Raw genomic sequence first — 16551 nt, 5'->3', positions numbered from 1 at the left:
GCGCAAGACCGAAGTAACAAGCCCCCGTTGTGTAGCGGCCTAGCACGCTGCCCTCTCACGGCAGTAGCGCCGGTTCGAATCCGGTCGGGGGTACAACAGCTCGACAGGGAAAGGCCCTTCACCTCGGTGAAGGGCCTTTCTCGTGTGTCGCACGGCCTGTTGGGCGAGGTGGCCGGCCCGGCAGGGGTGGTCGAGGCGGATATGGGAGTGCCCGTGCAGCCGCCCAAGGAGCGTCGTGCGGGGAAGAGTTCACCCGGCTCCCGGGTGCGATTCGTGTGGCGTGCGTCCGGGGAGTGAGCACCGGAAGGAAGAAGCAGGATGAAGAAGGGGGCCGCCACGGCGCTGGAGCGGCCTTCGGGGAAAGGGTGGTGCGTTGTACCGGTTCAGCCGGTGCGGCGCAGGGCCTCGCTCAGCCGCGCGGCCGAGTCGATGACCGCCTGGGCGTGCATCCGCCCGGGGTGGCGGGTCAGCCGCTCGATCGGGCCGGAGACGGAGACCGCTGCGACCACCCGGTTCGACGGACCGCGGACCGGTGCGGAGACCGAGGCCACGCCCGGCTCGCGCTCGCCGATCGACTGGGCCCAGCCGCGGCGCCGTACGCCGGAGAGGGCCGTCGCCGTGAAGCGGGCCCCCTGCAGGCCGCGGTGCAGGCGCTCCGGCTCCTCCCAGGCCATCAGGATCTGGGCGGAGGAACCCGCCTTCATGGTGAGCGTGGAGCCGACCGGCACGGTGTCCCGCAGTCCGGACAGACGCTCCGCCGCCGCCACGCAGATCCTCATGTCGCCCTGCCGGCGGTAGAGCTGCGCGCTCTCGCCGGTGATGTCGCGCAGATGCGTGAGAACGGGTCCTGCCGTCGCCAGGAGCCGGTCCTCACCCGCCGCGGCCGCGAGTTCCGCGAGCCGGGGGCCGAGAATGAAACGGCCCTGCATGTCCCTCGCCACCATCCGGTGGTGTTCCAGTGCCACGGCCAGTCGATGAGCCGTGGGCCTTGCAAGCCCTGTCGCCGCGACCAGTCCGGCGAGGGTGGCCGGACCGGACTCCAGGGCGCTCAATACCAGAGCTGCCTTGTCGAGAACGCCGACGCCGCTAGAGTTGTCCATACGACGATACTCGCGTCTCACTCTGTGAAACGCAAGTTCAATTTTCTCCGGAAGTTGCGAACCTGTACGTGCGGCCGTACAACGGCCCGCAGCCACCGCCCCGCTCGGGGGTCCGGACGGAGGCGCACCGAATCTCTAGTTGGGCCGGCGAAGACGCCGGCCGGAGGGAAAGCGATGGGTAGGACACTCGCGGAAAAGGTCTGGGACGACCACGTCGTCCGGCGCGCGGAGGGCGAGCCCGACCTTCTCTTCATCGATCTGCACCTGCTGCACGAGGTGACCAGCCCGCAGGCGTTCGACGGCCTGCGTCAGGCCGGACGCCCGGTACGGCGCCTCGACCTCACCATCGCCACCGAGGACCACAACACCCCGACCCTCGACATCGACAAGCCGATCGCCGACCCGGTCTCCCGCGTCCAGCTGGAGACCCTGCGCAAGAACTGCGCGGACTTCGGCGTCCGGCTGCACTCGCTCGGCGACGTCGAGCAGGGTGTCGTGCACGTGGTCGGTCCGCAGCTGGGCCTGACCCAGCCCGGTACCACCGTGGTCTGCGGCGACTCCCACACCTCCACCCACGGCGCGTTCGGTGCGCTGGCCTTCGGTATCGGCACCAGCCAGGTCGAGCACGTCCTGGCCACCCAGACGCTGCCGCTGGCCCGCCCGAAGACCATGGCGATCACCGTCGAGGGCGAACTGCCCGACAGTGTCACCGCCAAGGACCTGATCCTGGCGATCATCGCCCGGATCGGCACCGGCGGCGGCCAGGGCTACATCCTCGAATACCGCGGTTCCGCCATCGAGAAGCTCTCGATGGAGGCCCGGATGACCATCTGCAACATGTCGATCGAGGCCGGCGCCCGCGCGGGCATGATCGCCCCGGACCGGACCACCTTCGACTACCTGCAGGGCCGCGACCACGCGCCCCAGGGCGCGGACTGGGACGCGGCGGTGGCGTACTGGGAGACCCTGCGCTCCGACGACGACGCCGTCTTCGACGCCGAGGTCGTCATCGAGGCCGCGGAGCTCGCGCCGTTCGTCACCTGGGGCACCAACCCCGGCCAGGGCGCGCCCCTGTCGGCCAACGTCCCCGACCCTGCTTCGTACGAGGACGCCTCGGAGCGCAACGCCGCCGAAAAGGCCCTGGAGTACATGGGGTTGACCGCCGGCCAGCCGCTCCGCGAGATCAGCGTCGACACCGTCTTCGTAGGTTCCTGCACCAACGGCCGGATCGAGGACCTGCGCAACGTGGCCTCGATCATGGACGGCCGCAAAGTCGCCGACGGCGTACGGATGCTGGTCGTCCCGGGCTCGGTCCGGGTCGCCCTGCAGGCCGTCGAGGAGGGCCTGGACAAGGTCTTCACGGCCGCCGGCGCCGAATGGCGGCACGCGGGCTGCTCGATGTGCCTCGGCATGAACCCCGACCAGCTGGCCCCCGGCGAGCGCTCCGCCTCCACCTCGAACCGCAACTTCGAGGGCAGGCAGGGCAAGGGCGGCCGCACGCACCTGGTCTCCCCGCAGGTCGCCGCAGCGACCGCCGTACTGGGCCATCTGGCCTCGCCCGCAGACCTGTCCGACGCCCGTACGCCCGCCGGAGTCCGATAACCATGGAAGCATTCACCGCACACACAGGCCGGGCCGTCCCGCTGCGCCGCAGCAACGTCGACACCGACCAGATCATCCCCGCGCACTGGCTGAAGAAGGTCACCCGCGACGGCTTCGAGGACGGGCTCTTCGAGGCCTGGCGCAAGGACGAGAACTTCGTTCTCAACCGGCCCGAGCGTGCCGGCGCCTCCGTACTGGTGGCCGGCCCCGACTTCGGCACCGGCTCGTCCCGCGAGCACGCGGTCTGGGCCCTGCAGAACTTCGGCTTCAAGGCGGTCATCTCCTCCCGGTTCGCCGACATCTTCCGCGGCAACTCGCTGAAGAACGGTCTGTTGACCGTCGTCCTCGACCAGAAGGTCGTCGACGCGCTGTGGGACCTGGCGGAAGCCGATCCGACGGCCGAGATCACCGTCGACCTGGAGAAGCGACAGGTTCTCGCCGAGGGAATCACCGCCGACTTCGAGCTCGACGAGAACGCCCGCTGGCGACTGTTGAACGGGCTCGACGACATCAGCCTCACCCTTCAGAACGAAGCGGACATTGCGACTTACGAGGCGGCCAGGCCGTCCCATAAGCCGCGCACAATTGACGCCTGAGCAGCGCTTTTCCCGAACTGCGCCCCCTGCCTTCCGGCAGGGGGCGCAGTCGCTTGTTGAGACCCCCTCGGGCGACAACTCGCCCCAGATGGCACAATCGGTGCATGGGACGCGACAGCCAACTCGAGCTCTATGGCGAAGTCGCCGACCGATTGAAGGAAGCGCACGCAAGGGTGCGCTCACTGCAAGTCCCGGAGGGCGTAAGGATGGCGCTGTCCCGGAAGCTGCTGGTCGTCACGGCCGCGGCTAAGCACGATCTCCCGGACGCGGCAAGGCGTCTGGACCGGTTGATGAAGGACCTCGATGAGGGCCGATTCCCCGAAGGTGACTGACTCTGCGGAACAGCGCAGCAGCCGACTTCGTTGCGGCACTAGGGTGATTAGCCCGTTTCGTGTTTGATTTGCGGTATATATCTGCCTAACGTGCGAAAAAGCCTGAACAGTTTCGTTCCGGCGATGTCTCCGAAGGGGAAGACGTGAACAAGGCGCAGCTCGTAGAAGCGATTGCCGACAAGGTCGGCGGCCGCCAGCAGGCCGCGGACGCGGTCGATGTGGTACTCGACGCGATCGTCCGTGCGGTTGTCGCAGGGGATCGTGTCTCGGTCACCGGCTTCGGCTCGTTCGAGAAGGTCGACCGCCCCGCCCGGTACGCCCGCAACCCGCAGACGGGCGAGCGCGTACGGGTCAAGAAGACGTCCGTGCCGCGATTCCGTGCGGGACAAGGGTTCAAGGACCTGGTGAGCGGCTCGAAGAAGCTCCCCAAGGGCGGCGAAGTGGCCGTGAAGAAGGCTCCCAAGGGCAGCCTCTCGGGCGGTGCTTCCACCCGTACGACCACGAAGGCCGCGGCCAAGAAGGCCACCGCCAAGAAGGCCACCGCGCGCAAGACCACCGCCGCCGCGGCGAAGAAGACCACCGCGGCCGCGAAGAAGACCACGGCGAAGAAGACCACCGCCACGGCCAAGAAGACCACCGCGGCCGCGAAGAAGACGGCCCCGGCCAAGAAGGCGACGGCCACGAAGAAGACCGTGGCCGCCAAGACCGCACCCGCCAAGAAGACCACGGCGAAGAAGGCGCCCGCGAAGAAGACCACGGCGCGCAAGACCACAGCCAAGAAGGTCACCGCACGCAAGAAGTGAGACCGGGCAACGCTCGCTTCTCATACGCGCCGGGCCGGGCTCCCTCCGGGGAGCCCGGCCCGCGGGCTGTCAGGAGCCGTTCACAGCGTCTGCAGGGTCACCAGGGTGATCCGGAGGGAAGCCCCCTCGCCCTCGGTCTCGAGCCGTACCCGCTGGCCCGGACGCAGCAGCCGCAGGCTGCCCGCGTCGAAGGCGGCGGCATCGAAGTCCACCGGGGTGCCGTCGTCGAGAAGCACGCTGCCCGTGCGGGTCTCGGAGTCGTACGTGAACGAGGTCGCCTGCATGAACGGCAGCCTATCGGTCCACGGCCGGCGCCACCGAGGTGCGCAGCCGAGCGGTGTACGGCCCCACTCCGAGGGCCATGGCCACCTCCAGATCCTCGCCCGTGTCCACGTCCCTGCGCACGGAGTCGAGGCCGGGCAGCGAGATCTCCTCGGCGCCCGACGCCAGGTGCCGTGCCGCGGACGGTCCGCCGAAGGCCGGCCGCAATTCCACCCCCGGTGCCGCCGAGAGAAATGTGGTCCCGATTCCCTGCGAATCGGTGACAAATGCGCGCGGAAATGCCGCCGAGAATTCGAGCACCCGCGCCAATTCCTCCGGGCGCAGTGCGGGCAGATCCGCGTTGAGAGCGGCCACCGCCGCGCCGGGACGCCGAGCGAGCACGGACCGCGCTCCGTACTCCAGCGCGGCGTTCAGCCCGGCCGCCGGTGCGTCGGCCACGACGCGGGCCCCGAGGGCCGCCAGCGCCGCCCCCGCGGTCCGGTCGTCCGTGACGACCACCACATCCCGTACGGCCCGGCAGCACAGCGCGGCGTACACCGTGTCCTGGGCGAACGCCAGGGCGAACCGGGGGCGGAGTTCCTCACCCGCCGCCCGCCCCAACCGGCTCTTGGCGCGCGCGAGGGGTTTCAGCGGGACGACCAGGGACCAGGACTCGGTCGGGTCGGTGTTCGTGGCGATCTCCCCCTCCGTGCGCATCAGGACTTATTCTCGCCTGCCGGTACGACAACCCGGAGGTCCGCCCCCGCAGGCGAGGCGTACGGTGTTCTCCACACAGAAGCGGCCTGGGGGCGAGACGTCACCGCCACGAGCCAGGCAGCAGGTCAGTTCCTAGAGGAAGGCGTCCGAGTGTCCCGCCGTAGAATCGGCTTCTGGTACCGCCTGGCGGCGGTCATCGCAAAACCGCCCCTGGTGGTTCTGTTCAAGCGCGACTGGCGGGGAATGGAACACATTCCGGCCGATGGCGGATTCATCACAGCGGTCAATCACAACTCGTATCTGGACCCGCTTTCGTACGGTCACTTCCAGTACAACACCGGCCGGGTACCGCGGCTCCTCGCAAAAGCGGGACTGTTCAGGACCCCCTTTGTCGGAATGATGCTCCGTGGCACCGGACAGATCCCCGTATACCGTGAGACGACCGACGCGCTGGATGCTTTCCGCGCCGCCGTCGACGCCATCGAGCGGGGCGAATGCGTCGCCTTCTACCCGGAGGGCACCCTCACCCGGGACCCCGACATGTGGCCGATGGCCGGCAAGACCGGAGCCGCCCGCGTCGCGCTGATGACCAAGGCCCCCGTCATCCCCGTCGCCCAGTGGGGCGCCAACCTCGCGATGCCGCCCTACGCCAAGGACAACAAGCTCCAGCTGTTCCCCCGCAAGACCCTCACGGTCCAGGCAGGACCGCCGGTGGACCTCTCCCGCTTCTACGGACTCGAGCCGACGCCCGAGGTGCTGCGCAGTGCCACCGAGGTCATCATGGCCGCGGTCACCGCACAGCTGGAGGAAGTACGCGGCGAGAAGGCCCCCGTCGAGCTCTACGATCACCGCAAGGCCCGTGCTGAACAGCGGCGCAAGGCAGAGGGAAAGGGACCCACGTGACGCACCCCGCAAAGGCAGCCGTCTTCGGAACCGGCTCATGGGGTACGGCCTTCGCCATGGTCCTGGCGGACGCCGGCTGCGAGGTCACCCTCTGGGGCCGCCGCGCCGAAGTCGCCGACGCCATCAACACGACCCGTACCAACCCGGGCTATCTGCCGGGAATTGAGCTCCCCGCCTCGGTCCGGGCCACCACCGACGCCGCCGAGGCACTGCGCGGCGCCGACTTCGCGGTCCTGGCCGTGCCCTCGCAGACGCTGCGCGCCAACCTCGCCGACTGGGTCCCGTACCTGGAAGCGGACACGGTGCTCGTCTCGCTGATGAAGGGGGTCGAACTCGGCACCGCCAAGCGGATGAGCGAGGTCATCCAGGACGTCGCCGGAGTCGCCGCGAACCGTATCGCCGTCGTCACGGGACCCAACCTCGCCAAGGAGATCGCCGAACGCCGCCCCGCGGCCGCCGTCGTCGCCTGCTCGGACGAATCCGTGGCCCAGCGCCTCCAGACCGCCTGCCACACCCCGTACTTCCGGCCGTACACCAACACCGACGTCGTCGGCTGCGAACTCGGCGGCGCCGTCAAGAACGTCATCGGTCTCGCCGTGGGCATCGCCGACGGCATGGGCCTCGGCGACAACACCAAGGGCTCGCTGATCACCCGCGGCCTCGCCGAGACCACCCGCCTCGGCCTCGCCATGGGCGCCGACCCGCTGACCTTCTCCGGACTCGCGGGCCTCGGCGACCTGGTGGCCACGTGCTCGTCCCCGCTGTCGCGCAACCACACCTTCGGCACCAACCTCGGCCGGGGGATGACGCTCCAGGAGACCGTCGCCGCCACCAGCCAGACGGCCGAAGGCGTCAAGTCCTGTGAGTCGGTGCTCGATCTGGCACGCAGGCACGGTGTCGACATGCCCATCACCGAGACGGTCGTCAGCATCGTCCACGAGGGCAAGCCGCCGGTGGTCGCGGTCAAGGAACTGATGTCGCGCAGCGCCAAGCCCGAGCGGCGCTGACTCGAGTCCTACCAGCAGGTACGCTCATCGCGATATGAGCAGCCAGAACCTCCCCCAGAGCCCTGAGAGCCCCCTGAGCTCCGAGCAGAGCTCCGAGCAGGGCCGCAAGCCGCGCGTGGCCGTCGTGTTCGGCGGCCGGAGCTCCGAACACGGCATCTCGGTCGTCACGGCCGGTGCCATCATGAGCGCCATCGACCGGACGAAGTACGACGTCCTGCCGATCGGCATCACCCGGGACGGACGTTGGGCCCTCACAGCCGACGACCCGGCCCGTATGGCCATCACGGACCGCAAGGTGCCCGAGGTGGACCAGCTGACCGAGTCCGCACAGGGAGTCGTCGCGCTCTCCGTCGACCCGGGCAGCCGTGAGGTGGTCCTCAGCGAACCCGGTGCGGTGCCCACGGCCCTCGGCGAGGTCGACGTCGTCTTCCCCATGCTCCACGGCCCGTACGGCGAGGACGGCACGCTCCAGGGGCTCCTCGAGCTCTCCGGTGTGCCGTACGTCGGCGCGGGTGTCCTCGCCTCGGCCGTCGGCCAGGACAAGGAGTACATGAAGCGGGTGTTCACCTCCTTCGGGCTGCCGGTCGGCCCGTACGAGGTCGTCCGCCCCCGGGAATGGGAGTCCGACCGCGCCGGCGCCCGCAAGCGCATCATGGAGTTCGCCGCCGAACACGGCTGGCCGCTCTTCGTGAAGCCCGCCCGCGGTGGCTCCTCCATGGGCATCACCAAGGTCGACGACGCCGCCGGCCTCGACGAGGCCATCGAGGAAGCCCGCAGGCACGACCCCAAGTTCCTCGTGGAGTCCCTGCTGCGCGGCCGTGAGATCGAGTGCGGCGTGCTGGAGTTCGAGGACGGGCCCCGCGCCAGCGTCCCCGCAGAGATCCCGCCGGTCACCTCGCACGACTTCTACGACTTCGAGGCCAAGTACATCGACTCGGCGGCCGGCCTGGTGCCCGCCCCGCTCACCGAGGAGCAGACCGCCGAGGTCCAGCGGCTCGCCGTCGAAGCCTTCGAGGCCGCCTCCTGCGAGGGCCTGGTGCGCGCCGACTTCTTCCTCACCGAGGACGGCACGTTCGTCATCAACGAGATCAACACCATGCCGGGCTTCACCCCGATCTCCATGTACCCGCGCATGTGGCAGGAGAGCGGTGTGGACTACCGGGAGCTGGTGGACCGGCTCATCCAGTCCGCGCTGAACCGCTCCACCGGACTGCGCTGACCCCGAGGGCTAGAGACTGTCGGGCACCGTGGCCCTGACCGGTGCGGCGAACGCCGACAGGGGGGTGGCGTCGTGGGCGTACTCCGCCCCGAGTGTCACCTCGACATACGCCTTGCGGTAGGTGGTCGTGAACCGCGGACCGGCGTCATCCCGCTGCTCCAGCAGCCAGTTGACGCCGTCCGCGTCGATCGCCTCGGACTGGACATCGTCCATTTTCGCGGGCCGGGGGACTCCGCAGCGCAGTACGATCGCCCCGTCCCCCCAGGCGGCGGTCAGCTCGGAATCCGGTCCGGGATCACTCCGCTCGAGACCGGTAATGGTCTTCGGCAGCTCCTTGTGCAACGCCCCGCAGTACGCTGCGGCCTCCGGCGACGGCGTGGGAACCGTGACCGAGAGGCGGGCGTCGCCGGAGGAGCAGCCCACCGCGGCCAGGACGAGCAGGACGGCGGCGGGCGCGGCGAGAAGTGCGGATCGGGGGGACCGGCGGCGGGTGTGCGTCACCGGACCAGCGTAGTAGGGGGTCAGAGGTGGACGACCGGGCAGGTCAGCGTTCGTGTGATGCCGTCCACCTGCTGCACCTTGGCGACCACCATGCGGCCGAGGGCGTCGACCGTGTCGGCCTGCGCGCGCACGATCACGTCGTAGGGGCCTGTGACGTCCTCTGCCTGGATCACTCCCGGGAGCTTTGCGATGGTCTCGGCGACGATCGACGCCTTGCCCACCTCGGTCTGGATAAGGATGTACGCCTGTACCACGGAACCTCCAGGGCGGCCACGAGGATCATGTGGGGGAAAGGGACGCCACGTTATCGCGTTGCCGCGGGCCGCGGGGAGACCTGCGGGCCGGTTGACGTCCACAGCGTGGCGTACGCAGCACAGAAGTTGACGTATCTCTTGACGGTACCGACAGCAGCAAGGGCGCGCGACCGCAAGCCCACCGGTGCAGAAGGGGGACAGTGATGCCCGTACGTCCCGGGGCCACCGGCTCCCGTCGACGGCCCGTTCACGGTCCGGACCTCCGGCCGCTGAAGCAGCCCGGACAGGTGTCCGGTGCGATAAATGAGAGGTGAGACTCGGTGAAGGGAACCGTGGGCGAGTTGGGGGAGTTCGGGCTCATCAGAGAGCTCACTTCCCGGCTCACCACCACTCCGGCGGTACGGCTGGGACCCGGCGACGACGCCGCGGTCGTGGCCGCTCCCGACCGCAGGGTCGTGGCCAGTACGGACATCCTGTTGGAAGGGCGGCACTTCCGCCGCGACTGGTCGACCGCGTACGACGTCGGCCGCAAGGCCGCCGCACAGAACCTCGCCGACATCGCGGCCATGGGCGCCGTGCCCACGGCGCTGCTCCTCGGCCTCGTCGTACCCGCCGACCTCCCGGTCACCTGGGCCGCCGAACTGATGGACGGGCTGCGTGACGAATGCCAGGTCGCCGGCGCCGCCGTGGTCGGGGGCGATGTCGTCGGCGGCGACACCATCACCGTCGCGATCACCGCGCTCGGTGATCTGCGCAACCACGAACCCGTCACCCGGTCCGGTGCCAGGCCCGGCGACGTCGTCGCCGTCACCGGCTGGCTCGGCTGGTCTGCCGCCGGGTTCGCCGTGCTCTCCCGCGGCTTCCGCTCGCCGCGCGCCTTCGTCGAGGCCCACCGGAGGCCCGAACCGCCCTACCACGCGGGCCCCGCGGCGGCCGGACTCGGCGCCACCGCCATGACCGACGTCAGCGACGGACTCGTCGCCGACCTCGGACACATCGCGGAGGCCAGCAAGGTCAGGATCGATCTGCGATCCGGACTGATCGACATCCCCTCGCAGATGTCCGACATCGGACAGGCCGTCGGCGTCGACCCGCTGCAGTGGGTTCTCACCGGGGGAGAGGACCACGCGATCGTGGCGACGTTCCCCCAGGACGTGAAGCTCCCCGCCCGCTGGAAGGTGATCGGCGAGGTACTCAACCCCTCCGCGCTGCCCCAGGTCACGGTCGACGGGGCGCCCTGGACGAGCAAGGGCGGCTGGGACCACTTCGGCTCCATCGAGGACGCCCAGTAGATTCCCGGGCATGGCTATACCGACCGCTGTTCCGCCCAGAGTGCTCACCGTCGCCGGATCCGACTCCGGCGGCGGTGCGGGCATCCAGGCCGACCTCAAGACGATGCTGGCCCTCGGGACGCACGGAATGAGTGTCCTGACCGCTGTGACCGCCCAGAACTCGCTGGGCGTCCAGGGGGCCTGGGACCTTCCCGTGGACGCCGTACGCGCCCAGTACCGCAGTGTCGTCGACGACATCGGCGTCCAGGCGGTGAAGACCGGCATGCTGTCCTCGGCCGCGCTCGTCGACGCTGTCGCGGGCCTCCTGGCGGGGACGGACGCACCCGTCGTCGTCGACCCCGTCGGGGTCTCCAAGCACGGGGACGCGCTGCTGGCCGCCGAAGCCCTCGATTCCGTACGGACGAAACTCCTGCCGACCGCGACGGTGGCCACCCCGAACCTCGACGAGGTGACCCAGCTCACCGGGATCACGGTCACCGACGAGCGGGGAATGCGGCTGGCCGCCGCCGAGGTGCTCTCCTACGGGCCGCGCTGGGTGGTCATCAAGGGCGGACACCTGCCCGGCGAGGCCGTGGACCTGCTGACGGACGGCAGCGAGGAACACTGGCTGCGCGCGCCGAGGCACGACAACCGGCACACTCACGGCACGGGCTGCACCCTGGCCTCGGCGATCGCGTGCGGACTCGCCAGGGGCCAGGACGTGCCGACAGCCGTACGGGGCGCGAAGGCTTACGTCACCGGCGCCATCGAAGCGGGCTTCGCGCTGGGCGGCGGGATAGGCCCCGTCGACCACGGCTGGCGGACCCGCGCCCGCTGAGCGCGGGGAAGAGCACAGCAAAAAGCCGGTCCACCGAGGTGGACCGGCTTTTTGGGCAACCGGAAGGCTGCGCTACGACGAGACGTCAGCGCGCGACCTTGCCGGCCTTGATGCACGAGGTGCAGACGTTGAGCCGCTTCGGCGTCCGACCGACCACGGCACGCACGCGCTGGATGTTGGGATTCCAGCGACGGGACGTACGGCGGTGCGAGTGCGAAATGCTGTTGCCGAAGCTCGGCCCCTTGCCGCAAACGTCGCAGTTGGCAGCCACGGGTCACTCCAAAGACTTCAGATGCACTTACAGTGAATTCCGGCGCGCCGGATTCATTTGACTGAAGTGGCGGTACCGGAGGAATGGCCCGACTCTCGCCGGGCAACCGAAGCAGCATACAACGGCTGCCTCGGAGATACGAAACTACCACGGACCGCAGGTCCGTCCGTCCGCCCCTGTCCCGGCCCGGTGCTCCGGGCGAGGGCTACTCTGCGGTGCAGTCCGCCCCCCTCGGCCGCCTCAAGGAGGACCACACGGTGTCGCAGTCCCCCGACGCTCTGGACGCCGTCGCGGTGCGCACCTGGTGCTCACTGGCGCTGGAAGCCCTGGGCCGCGAGCGCGAGGCGATCGACTCCATCAACGTCTACCCCGTCGCCGACGGGGACACCGGCACCAACCTCTACCTGACCGTGGAATCCGCGGCGGCAGCCGTCGAAGCGGTCTTCGCGGCCCATGAGACCGGATCCACCGTGCCCGCCACCGCCGACGCCGTACGGGCCATGGCACACGGCGCGCTCATCGGCGCCCGCGGGAACTCCGGCACGATCCTGGCCCAGCTGCTGCGCGGCATGGCGGGCGTGCTCGCCGAGGCGGGTGACGCGGATCACCTGCGTACCGCCCTGACCGAGGCCGCCACGGCCGCCCGCCGGGCCGTCGCCCACCCCGTGGAGGGCACGGTGCTGACCGTCGCCGACGCGGCCGCCGAAGCCGCCGCGGCCACCGCGGCCACCGCAGACCTCACCGCCGTGCTGGACGCCGCCTACGAAGGCGCGCGCACGGCACTGGCCGCGACCCCCGGGCAGCTCGCCGTACTCGGCAGGGCAGGCGTCGTGGACGCGGGCGGACAAGGCCTCGTGACCGTGCTCGGGGCACTGCTCGAAGCGGTCGGCGGGCAGACACCGGCACGCACGCCGAAGGTGGCCCCCGACGTCCCTCCCCTGACCGGCGACTGCGCCCAGGAAGGACCGGACAGCGGTCCCGCCTTCGAGGTGATCTACCTCCTGGAGGCCCGCGACGAAGCCGTCGACCGGCTGCGGAGCCGACTGGACGCGCTGGGCGACTCCCTCGTCGTGGTCGGCGGCGACGGCCTCTGGAACGTCCATGTCCATGTCGACGACGCCGGAGCCGCCGTGGAGGCGGGCGTCGAGGCCGGCCGGCCGTACCGGATCCGGATCACGCACTTCGCAGCCGACCGGGTCCGCGCCCACCTCGAACCCGCCCAGCGCGGCGTCGTCGTCGTGGTCCCCGGCGACGGGCTGTCCGGCCTGTGCGCGGAGGCCGGGGCGACCACGGTGCTGGCGCGGCCCGGCGAGCCGCCGGCCAGCGGCGAACTGGTCGACGCGATCCGCCGGGCCCACGCCCGCGAGGTGGTCCTGCTGCCCAACGACGCCCAACTGCGCCACACCGCGGCGGCGGCCGCCGAACAGGCCAGGGCCGAGGGCGTCCGCGTCGCCCTGATCCCCACCCGCGCCGCCGTCCAGGGCATCGCCGCGCTCGCCGTCCACGAACCGGACCGCAGCTTCGACGAGGACGTCGTGGCGATGACCGCGGCGGCCGGCGCCACCCGGTACGCCGAACTCGCCGTCGCCGAACGCCAGTCGTGGACCATGGCAGGCATCTGCCAGGCGGGCGACATCCTCGGCCTGATCGACGGGGACGTCGCCGTCATCGGCGAGGACGTCGCCGGCACTGCCCGGACCGTCCTGGACCGCATGCTGTCGGCGGGCGGCGAACTCGTCACCCTGGTCCTGGGCGAGGACGTCCCCGACGCCCTGGCCGAAGCCCTCCAGGAGCACGTCCGCGAGGGCTACCTGGCCGTGGACACGGTGATCTACCGGGGCGGCCACCAGGCGGCACCCCTGCTGATCGGCGTCGAGTAACGGCCCCGGGTGGGGCGCCCGGCGACATTTGTCGGTGCCGTGGTGTGCAATGGATCGCGTGTCCGCGTTCGATGAACCCCTCAAGAAGCTGCTCGGCGGAGCCACCGCGAAGGTGATGGCCGAACACCTCGACCTGCACACGGTCGGCGACCTGCTGCACCACTACCCCCGGCGCTACGAGGAGCGGGGCCGCCTCACGGCGCTCACCGAGCTCCCGCTGGACGAGCACGTGACGGTCGTCGCGCAGGTCGCCGACGCGCGGGTCATGATGTTCAACAACGGCCGCGGCAAGCGCCTCGAAGTCACCCTCACCGACGGCAGCGGCAGACTCCAGCTCGTCTTCTTCGGACACGGCGTCCACAAACCGCACAAGGAGCTGCTCCCCGGCCGCCGCGCGATGTTCGCCGGCAAGGTCTCCGTCTTCAACCGGAAGATGCAGCTCGCCCACCCCACGTACCAACTCCTCGACGCCCACGACGAGGAAGAGGCAACCGACGCCGTCGACGCCTTCGCCGGGCAACTGCTGCCGATCTACCCCGCCTGCAAGCAGCTCGACTCCTGGCGGATCGCCAAGGCCGTCGACACCGTTCTGCCGAGCGCCCAGGAGGCCGTCGACCCGCTGCCCGGGACGCTCCGGGACGGACGTGGATTCGTCCCCCTGCCGGAGGCACTGCTCAAGATCCACCGCCCGCAGACCAAGGCGGACGTCGCGGCCGCGCGGGAGCGGCTGAAGTGGGACGAGGCCTTCGTCCTCCAGGTCGCGCTCGCCCGCCGCCGCTACGCGGACACCCAACTCCCGGCGGTTGCCCGCCGATCCGTCCCCGACGGACTGCTCGACGCCTTCGACGCCAAGCTGCCCTTCACACTCACCGAAGGCCAGCAGAAGGTCACCGGAGAGATCTTCGGCGACCTGGCGACGGAACACCCGATGCACCGGCTGCTGCAGGGAGAGGTCGGCTCGGGGAAAACGATGGTCGCCCTTCGCGCCATGCTCACCGTCGTCGACGCGGGCGGTCAGGCCGCGATGCTCGCACCCACCGAGGTGCTCGCCCAGCAGCACCACCGGTCCATCACCGAGATGATGGGCGAGCTCGCGGAGGGCGGCATGCTCGGCGGCTCCGACCGGGGCACCAAAGTGGTCCTGCTCACCGGCTCCATGGGCGTCCCGGCCCGCCGCCAGGCCCTGCTCGACCTGGTCACCGGCGAGGCCGGGATCGTGATCGGCACCCATGCGCTGATCGAGGACAAGGTGCAGTTCCACGACCTCGGTCTGGTCGTCGTCGACGAACAGCACCGCTTCGGCGTGGAACAGCGTGACGCGCTGCGCTCCAAGGGAAAACAGCCGCCGCACCTGCTGGTCATGACCGCCACACCCATTCCCCGCACCGTCGCCATGACCGTCTTCGGGGACCTGGAGACCTCCGTCCTGGACCAGCTCCCGGCGGGCCGCTCACCCATCGCCAGCCACGTCGTCCCCGCCAAGGACAAACCGCACTTCCTCAGCCGCGCCTGGGAACGCGTCCGCGAGGAAGTGGAGAACGGCCACCAGGCGTACGTGGTGTGCCCCCGCATCGGGGACGACGCGGACGAGGCCGCGGAGAAGAAGAAGGGGAAGAAGCAGGCCGCTTCCGAGGACGACACCGGCAAGGGCAGCAAGCCGCCTCCGCCGGACGACGCCGAGAAGCGCCCGCCGCTCGCCGTGCTGGAGATCGCCGAACAGCTTCGCAAGGGCGCGCTCACCGGCCTCAGGACCGAGGTGCTGCACGGCAGGATGCACCCCGACGACAAGGACGACGTGATGCGCCGGTTCGCCGCCGGCCAGGTCGACGTCCTGGTCGCCACCACCGTCATCGAGGTCGGGGTGAACGTCCCGAACGCCACCGCGATGGTGATCATGGACGCCGACCGCTTCGGGGTCTCCCAGCTGCACCAGCTGAGAGGCCGTGTCGGGCGTGGCTCCGCCCCCGGCCTCTGCCTGCTGGTCAGTGAGGCCCATGAGGCCGGTCCCGCCCGGGCCAGGCTCTCCGCCGTCGCCGCCACCCTCGACGGCTTCGAGCTCTCCCGGATCGACCTCGAACAGCGCCGCGAGGGCGATGTCCTCGGCCAGGCCCAGTCCGGCGTCCGCTCCTCCCTGCGGGTGCTCAGCGTCATCGACGACGAGGAGGTCATCGCGGCGGCCCGCGAGGAGGCCGTCCGCGTCGTCGCCGACGACCCCGCGCTGGAGCGGCTCCCCGAACTGCGCATCGCGCTGGACGCACTCCTGGACAAGGACAGGGAGGAGTACCTCGACAAGGGGTGACCAGGGCCGGATCGGCACCGACGCCATATCGTGGGGAGCACGGCACGCGTCCCGTCCTGCGTGCTGCCCGCTACCCGAGGACCAGACACCCATGACCCGCGTGATCGCCGGCTCGGCCGGCGGACGCCGCCTGGCCGTCCCGCCCGGCACCGGCACCCGCCCCACGTCCGACCGTGCGCGCGAGGGCCTGTTCTCCACCTGGGAAGCGCTCCTGGGCACCCTCGACGGCATCCGTGTCGCCGATCTCTACGCGGGCTCAGGCGCCGTCGGCCTCGAGGCGCTCTCCCGCGGTGCGGTCCACGCGCTGCTCGTGGAGGCCGACGCCAAAGCCGTACGCACCGTCCGTGACAACGTCCGCACCCTCGGCTTGCCGGGCGCCGAAGTCCGGGCGGGCAAAGCCGAGCAGATCGTGACAGGAGCGGCGCCCGCGGACCCCTACGACGTGGTGTTCCTCGACCCGCCGTACGCCGTCACCGATGGCGATCTTGGCGAGATACTGCTCACACTCCGTGCTCAGGGGTGGCTCAGCGACGATGCTCTCGTCACGGTGGAACGCAGCACCCGAGGCGGAGAATTCAGCTGGCCGACAGGATTCGAGCCACTGCGGGCCCGTCGCTACGGCGAGGGAACGCTTTGGTACGGTCGCGCCGCCTCTACGTGCGAAGACGCACGATGACCGCATCGGAGAGCGAGGGAA

Annotated in this window: 18 protein-coding genes and 1 tRNA gene; 13 read left to right on the top strand and 6 right to left on the bottom strand. The window is 70.3% G+C overall.

What is annotated here, in order from left to right:
• Positions 1-20 precede the first annotated feature (20 nt).
• A tRNA-Glu gene (locus ACFW9O_RS29050) sits at positions 21-93 on the top strand.
• A 290-nt stretch (positions 94-383) separates the two neighbouring features.
• Here ACFW9O_RS29050 and ndgR read toward each other — a convergent pair.
• A complete protein-coding gene (gene ndgR / locus ACFW9O_RS29045; RefSeq protein WP_014048551.1) occupies positions 384-1100 on the bottom strand; it encodes an IclR family transcriptional regulator NdgR in 717 nt (238 codons plus the stop codon).
• A gap of 174 nt (positions 1101-1274) precedes the next feature.
• Between ndgR and leuC the strand changes: the two genes are divergently transcribed.
• From leuC to ACFW9O_RS29025, 4 genes are all read left to right on the top strand, one after another.
• Positions 1275-2702, top strand: a complete 1428-nt coding sequence (gene leuC, locus ACFW9O_RS29040; RefSeq protein WP_351172179.1) for a 3-isopropylmalate dehydratase large subunit — start codon at positions 1275-1277, stop codon at positions 2700-2702.
• Positions 2703-2704: 2 nt separating this feature from the next.
• Complete coding sequence (gene leuD, locus ACFW9O_RS29035) at positions 2705-3298, top strand: 3-isopropylmalate dehydratase small subunit (protein WP_351172176.1); 594 nt, start codon at positions 2705-2707, stop codon at positions 3296-3298.
• 104 nt (positions 3299-3402) lie between these two features.
• Complete coding sequence (locus ACFW9O_RS29030; RefSeq protein WP_351172173.1) at positions 3403-3630, top strand: hypothetical protein; 228 nt, start codon at positions 3403-3405, stop codon at positions 3628-3630.
• 143 nt (positions 3631-3773) lie between these two features.
• A complete protein-coding gene (locus ACFW9O_RS29025) occupies positions 3774-4433 on the top strand; it encodes an HU family DNA-binding protein (RefSeq protein ID WP_351172170.1) in 660 nt (219 codons plus the stop codon).
• An 80-nt stretch (positions 4434-4513) separates the two neighbouring features.
• Here the strand turns inward: ACFW9O_RS29025 and ACFW9O_RS29020 are convergent, their stop codons facing one another.
• Positions 4514-4717: a hypothetical protein gene (locus ACFW9O_RS29020; protein WP_351172167.1), complete on the bottom strand. Its 204-nt coding sequence runs from the start codon at positions 4715-4717 to the stop codon at positions 4514-4516.
• A 10-nt stretch (positions 4718-4727) separates the two neighbouring features.
• On the bottom strand, positions 4728-5411 hold the full coding sequence (gene cofC, locus ACFW9O_RS29015; RefSeq protein WP_384613420.1) for a 2-phospho-L-lactate guanylyltransferase: 684 nt from the start codon (positions 5409-5411) through the stop codon (positions 4728-4730).
• Between the two features lie 150 nt (positions 5412-5561).
• On the opposite strand from cofC, the gene ACFW9O_RS29010 reads away from it, so the two are divergent.
• The 3 genes from ACFW9O_RS29010 to ACFW9O_RS29000 are packed head-to-tail and all read left to right on the top strand — an operon-like array spanning position 5562 to position 8540.
• A complete protein-coding gene (locus ACFW9O_RS29010; RefSeq protein WP_351172161.1) occupies positions 5562-6314 on the top strand; it encodes a lysophospholipid acyltransferase family protein in 753 nt (250 codons plus the stop codon).
• A complete protein-coding gene (locus ACFW9O_RS29005) occupies positions 6311-7321 on the top strand; it encodes an NAD(P)H-dependent glycerol-3-phosphate dehydrogenase (RefSeq protein ID WP_384613418.1) in 1011 nt (336 codons plus the stop codon). Before ACFW9O_RS29010 ends, ACFW9O_RS29005 begins: the two co-directional genes overlap by 4 nt.
• A gap of 34 nt (positions 7322-7355) precedes the next feature.
• Positions 7356-8540 (top strand): D-alanine--D-alanine ligase family protein, encoded by a 1185-nt coding sequence (locus tag ACFW9O_RS29000; RefSeq protein ID WP_351172155.1) that lies wholly within the window; start codon positions 7356-7358, stop codon positions 8538-8540.
• A gap of 9 nt (positions 8541-8549) precedes the next feature.
• Here ACFW9O_RS29000 and ACFW9O_RS28995 read toward each other — a convergent pair whose 3' ends face one another.
• Positions 8550-9041, bottom strand: coding sequence for a DUF3515 domain-containing protein (locus ACFW9O_RS28995; protein WP_384613416.1), 492 nt, complete (start codon positions 9039-9041; stop codon positions 8550-8552).
• Between the two features lie 20 nt (positions 9042-9061).
• Positions 9062-9295 carry an Lrp/AsnC family transcriptional regulator gene (locus tag ACFW9O_RS28990; protein WP_056791028.1) on the bottom strand — a complete coding sequence of 78 codons (234 nt, stop codon included), beginning with the start codon at positions 9293-9295 and terminating at the stop codon, positions 9062-9064.
• 320 nt (positions 9296-9615) lie between these two features.
• Between ACFW9O_RS28990 and ACFW9O_RS28985 the strand changes: the two genes are divergently transcribed.
• Together ACFW9O_RS28985 and thiD are read left to right on the top strand one after the other, a co-directional pair.
• A complete protein-coding gene (locus tag ACFW9O_RS28985; RefSeq protein WP_329206991.1) occupies positions 9616-10587 on the top strand; it encodes a thiamine-phosphate kinase in 972 nt (323 codons plus the stop codon).
• Between the two features lie 10 nt (positions 10588-10597).
• Positions 10598-11404 carry a bifunctional hydroxymethylpyrimidine kinase/phosphomethylpyrimidine kinase gene (gene thiD, locus ACFW9O_RS28980; protein WP_384613415.1) on the top strand — a complete coding sequence of 269 codons (807 nt, stop codon included), beginning with the start codon at positions 10598-10600 and terminating at the stop codon, positions 11402-11404.
• Positions 11405-11489: 85 nt separating this feature from the next.
• On the opposite strand, the gene rpmB is transcribed toward thiD, so the two are convergent.
• Positions 11490-11675, bottom strand: coding sequence for a 50S ribosomal protein L28 (gene rpmB, locus ACFW9O_RS28975; protein ID WP_003965989.1), 186 nt, complete (start codon positions 11673-11675; stop codon positions 11490-11492).
• A 257-nt stretch (positions 11676-11932) separates the two neighbouring features.
• Here rpmB and ACFW9O_RS28970 point away from each other — a divergent pair, with 257 nt between their 5' ends.
• The 3 genes from ACFW9O_RS28970 to rsmD all read left to right on the top strand — a co-directional run bounded on the left by ACFW9O_RS28970 (position 11933) and on the right by rsmD (position 16530).
• Positions 11933-13555 (top strand): DAK2 domain-containing protein, encoded by a 1623-nt coding sequence (locus ACFW9O_RS28970; RefSeq protein WP_384613432.1) that lies wholly within the window; start codon positions 11933-11935, stop codon positions 13553-13555.
• A gap of 49 nt (positions 13556-13604) precedes the next feature.
• Positions 13605-15854 (top strand): ATP-dependent DNA helicase RecG, encoded by a 2250-nt coding sequence (gene recG / locus ACFW9O_RS28965; RefSeq protein ID WP_351172141.1) that lies wholly within the window; start codon positions 13605-13607, stop codon positions 15852-15854.
• Between the two features lie 91 nt (positions 15855-15945).
• Positions 15946-16530 carry a 16S rRNA (guanine(966)-N(2))-methyltransferase RsmD gene (gene rsmD, locus ACFW9O_RS28960; protein WP_384613413.1) on the top strand — a complete coding sequence of 195 codons (585 nt, stop codon included), beginning with the start codon at positions 15946-15948 and terminating at the stop codon, positions 16528-16530.
• The last annotated feature ends 21 nt before the right edge of the window (positions 16531-16551 follow it).

The organism is Streptomyces sp. NPDC059499 (assembly GCF_042749285.1).
GTDB lineage: Bacteria > Actinomycetota > Actinomycetes > Streptomycetales > Streptomycetaceae > Streptomyces.
Note: the sequence above shows the minus strand (reverse complement) of the source record. Positions and strands in the feature narration are given on the sequence as shown.

Bases quoted from the DNA above. Each gene is read 5' to 3' on its own strand.
- ndgR (WP_014048551.1), bottom strand. From the start codon at position 1,100: ATGGACAACTCTAGCGGCGTCGGCGTTCTCGACAAGGCAGCTCTGGTA.
- leuC (WP_351172179.1), top strand. From the start codon at position 1,275: ATGGGTAGGACACTCGCGGAAAAGGTCTGGGACGACCACGTCGTCCGG.
- leuD (WP_351172176.1), top strand. From the start codon at position 2,705: ATGGAAGCATTCACCGCACACACAGGCCGGGCCGTCCCGCTGCGCCGC.
- ACFW9O_RS29030 (WP_351172173.1), top strand. From the start codon at position 3,403: ATGGGACGCGACAGCCAACTCGAGCTCTATGGCGAAGTCGCCGACCGA.
- ACFW9O_RS29020 (WP_351172167.1), bottom strand. From the start codon at position 4,717: ATGCAGGCGACCTCGTTCACGTACGACTCCGAGACCCGCACGGGCAGC.
- cofC (WP_384613420.1), bottom strand. From the start codon at position 5,411: ATGCGCACGGAGGGGGAGATCGCCACGAACACCGACCCGACCGAGTCC.
- ACFW9O_RS29000 (WP_351172155.1), top strand. From the start codon at position 7,356: ATGAGCAGCCAGAACCTCCCCCAGAGCCCTGAGAGCCCCCTGAGCTCC.
- thiD (WP_384613415.1), top strand. From the start codon at position 10,598: ATGGCTATACCGACCGCTGTTCCGCCCAGAGTGCTCACCGTCGCCGGA.
- recG (WP_351172141.1), top strand. From the start codon at position 13,605: ATGGATCGCGTGTCCGCGTTCGATGAACCCCTCAAGAAGCTGCTCGGC.
- rsmD (WP_384613413.1), top strand. From the start codon at position 15,946: ATGACCCGCGTGATCGCCGGCTCGGCCGGCGGACGCCGCCTGGCCGTC.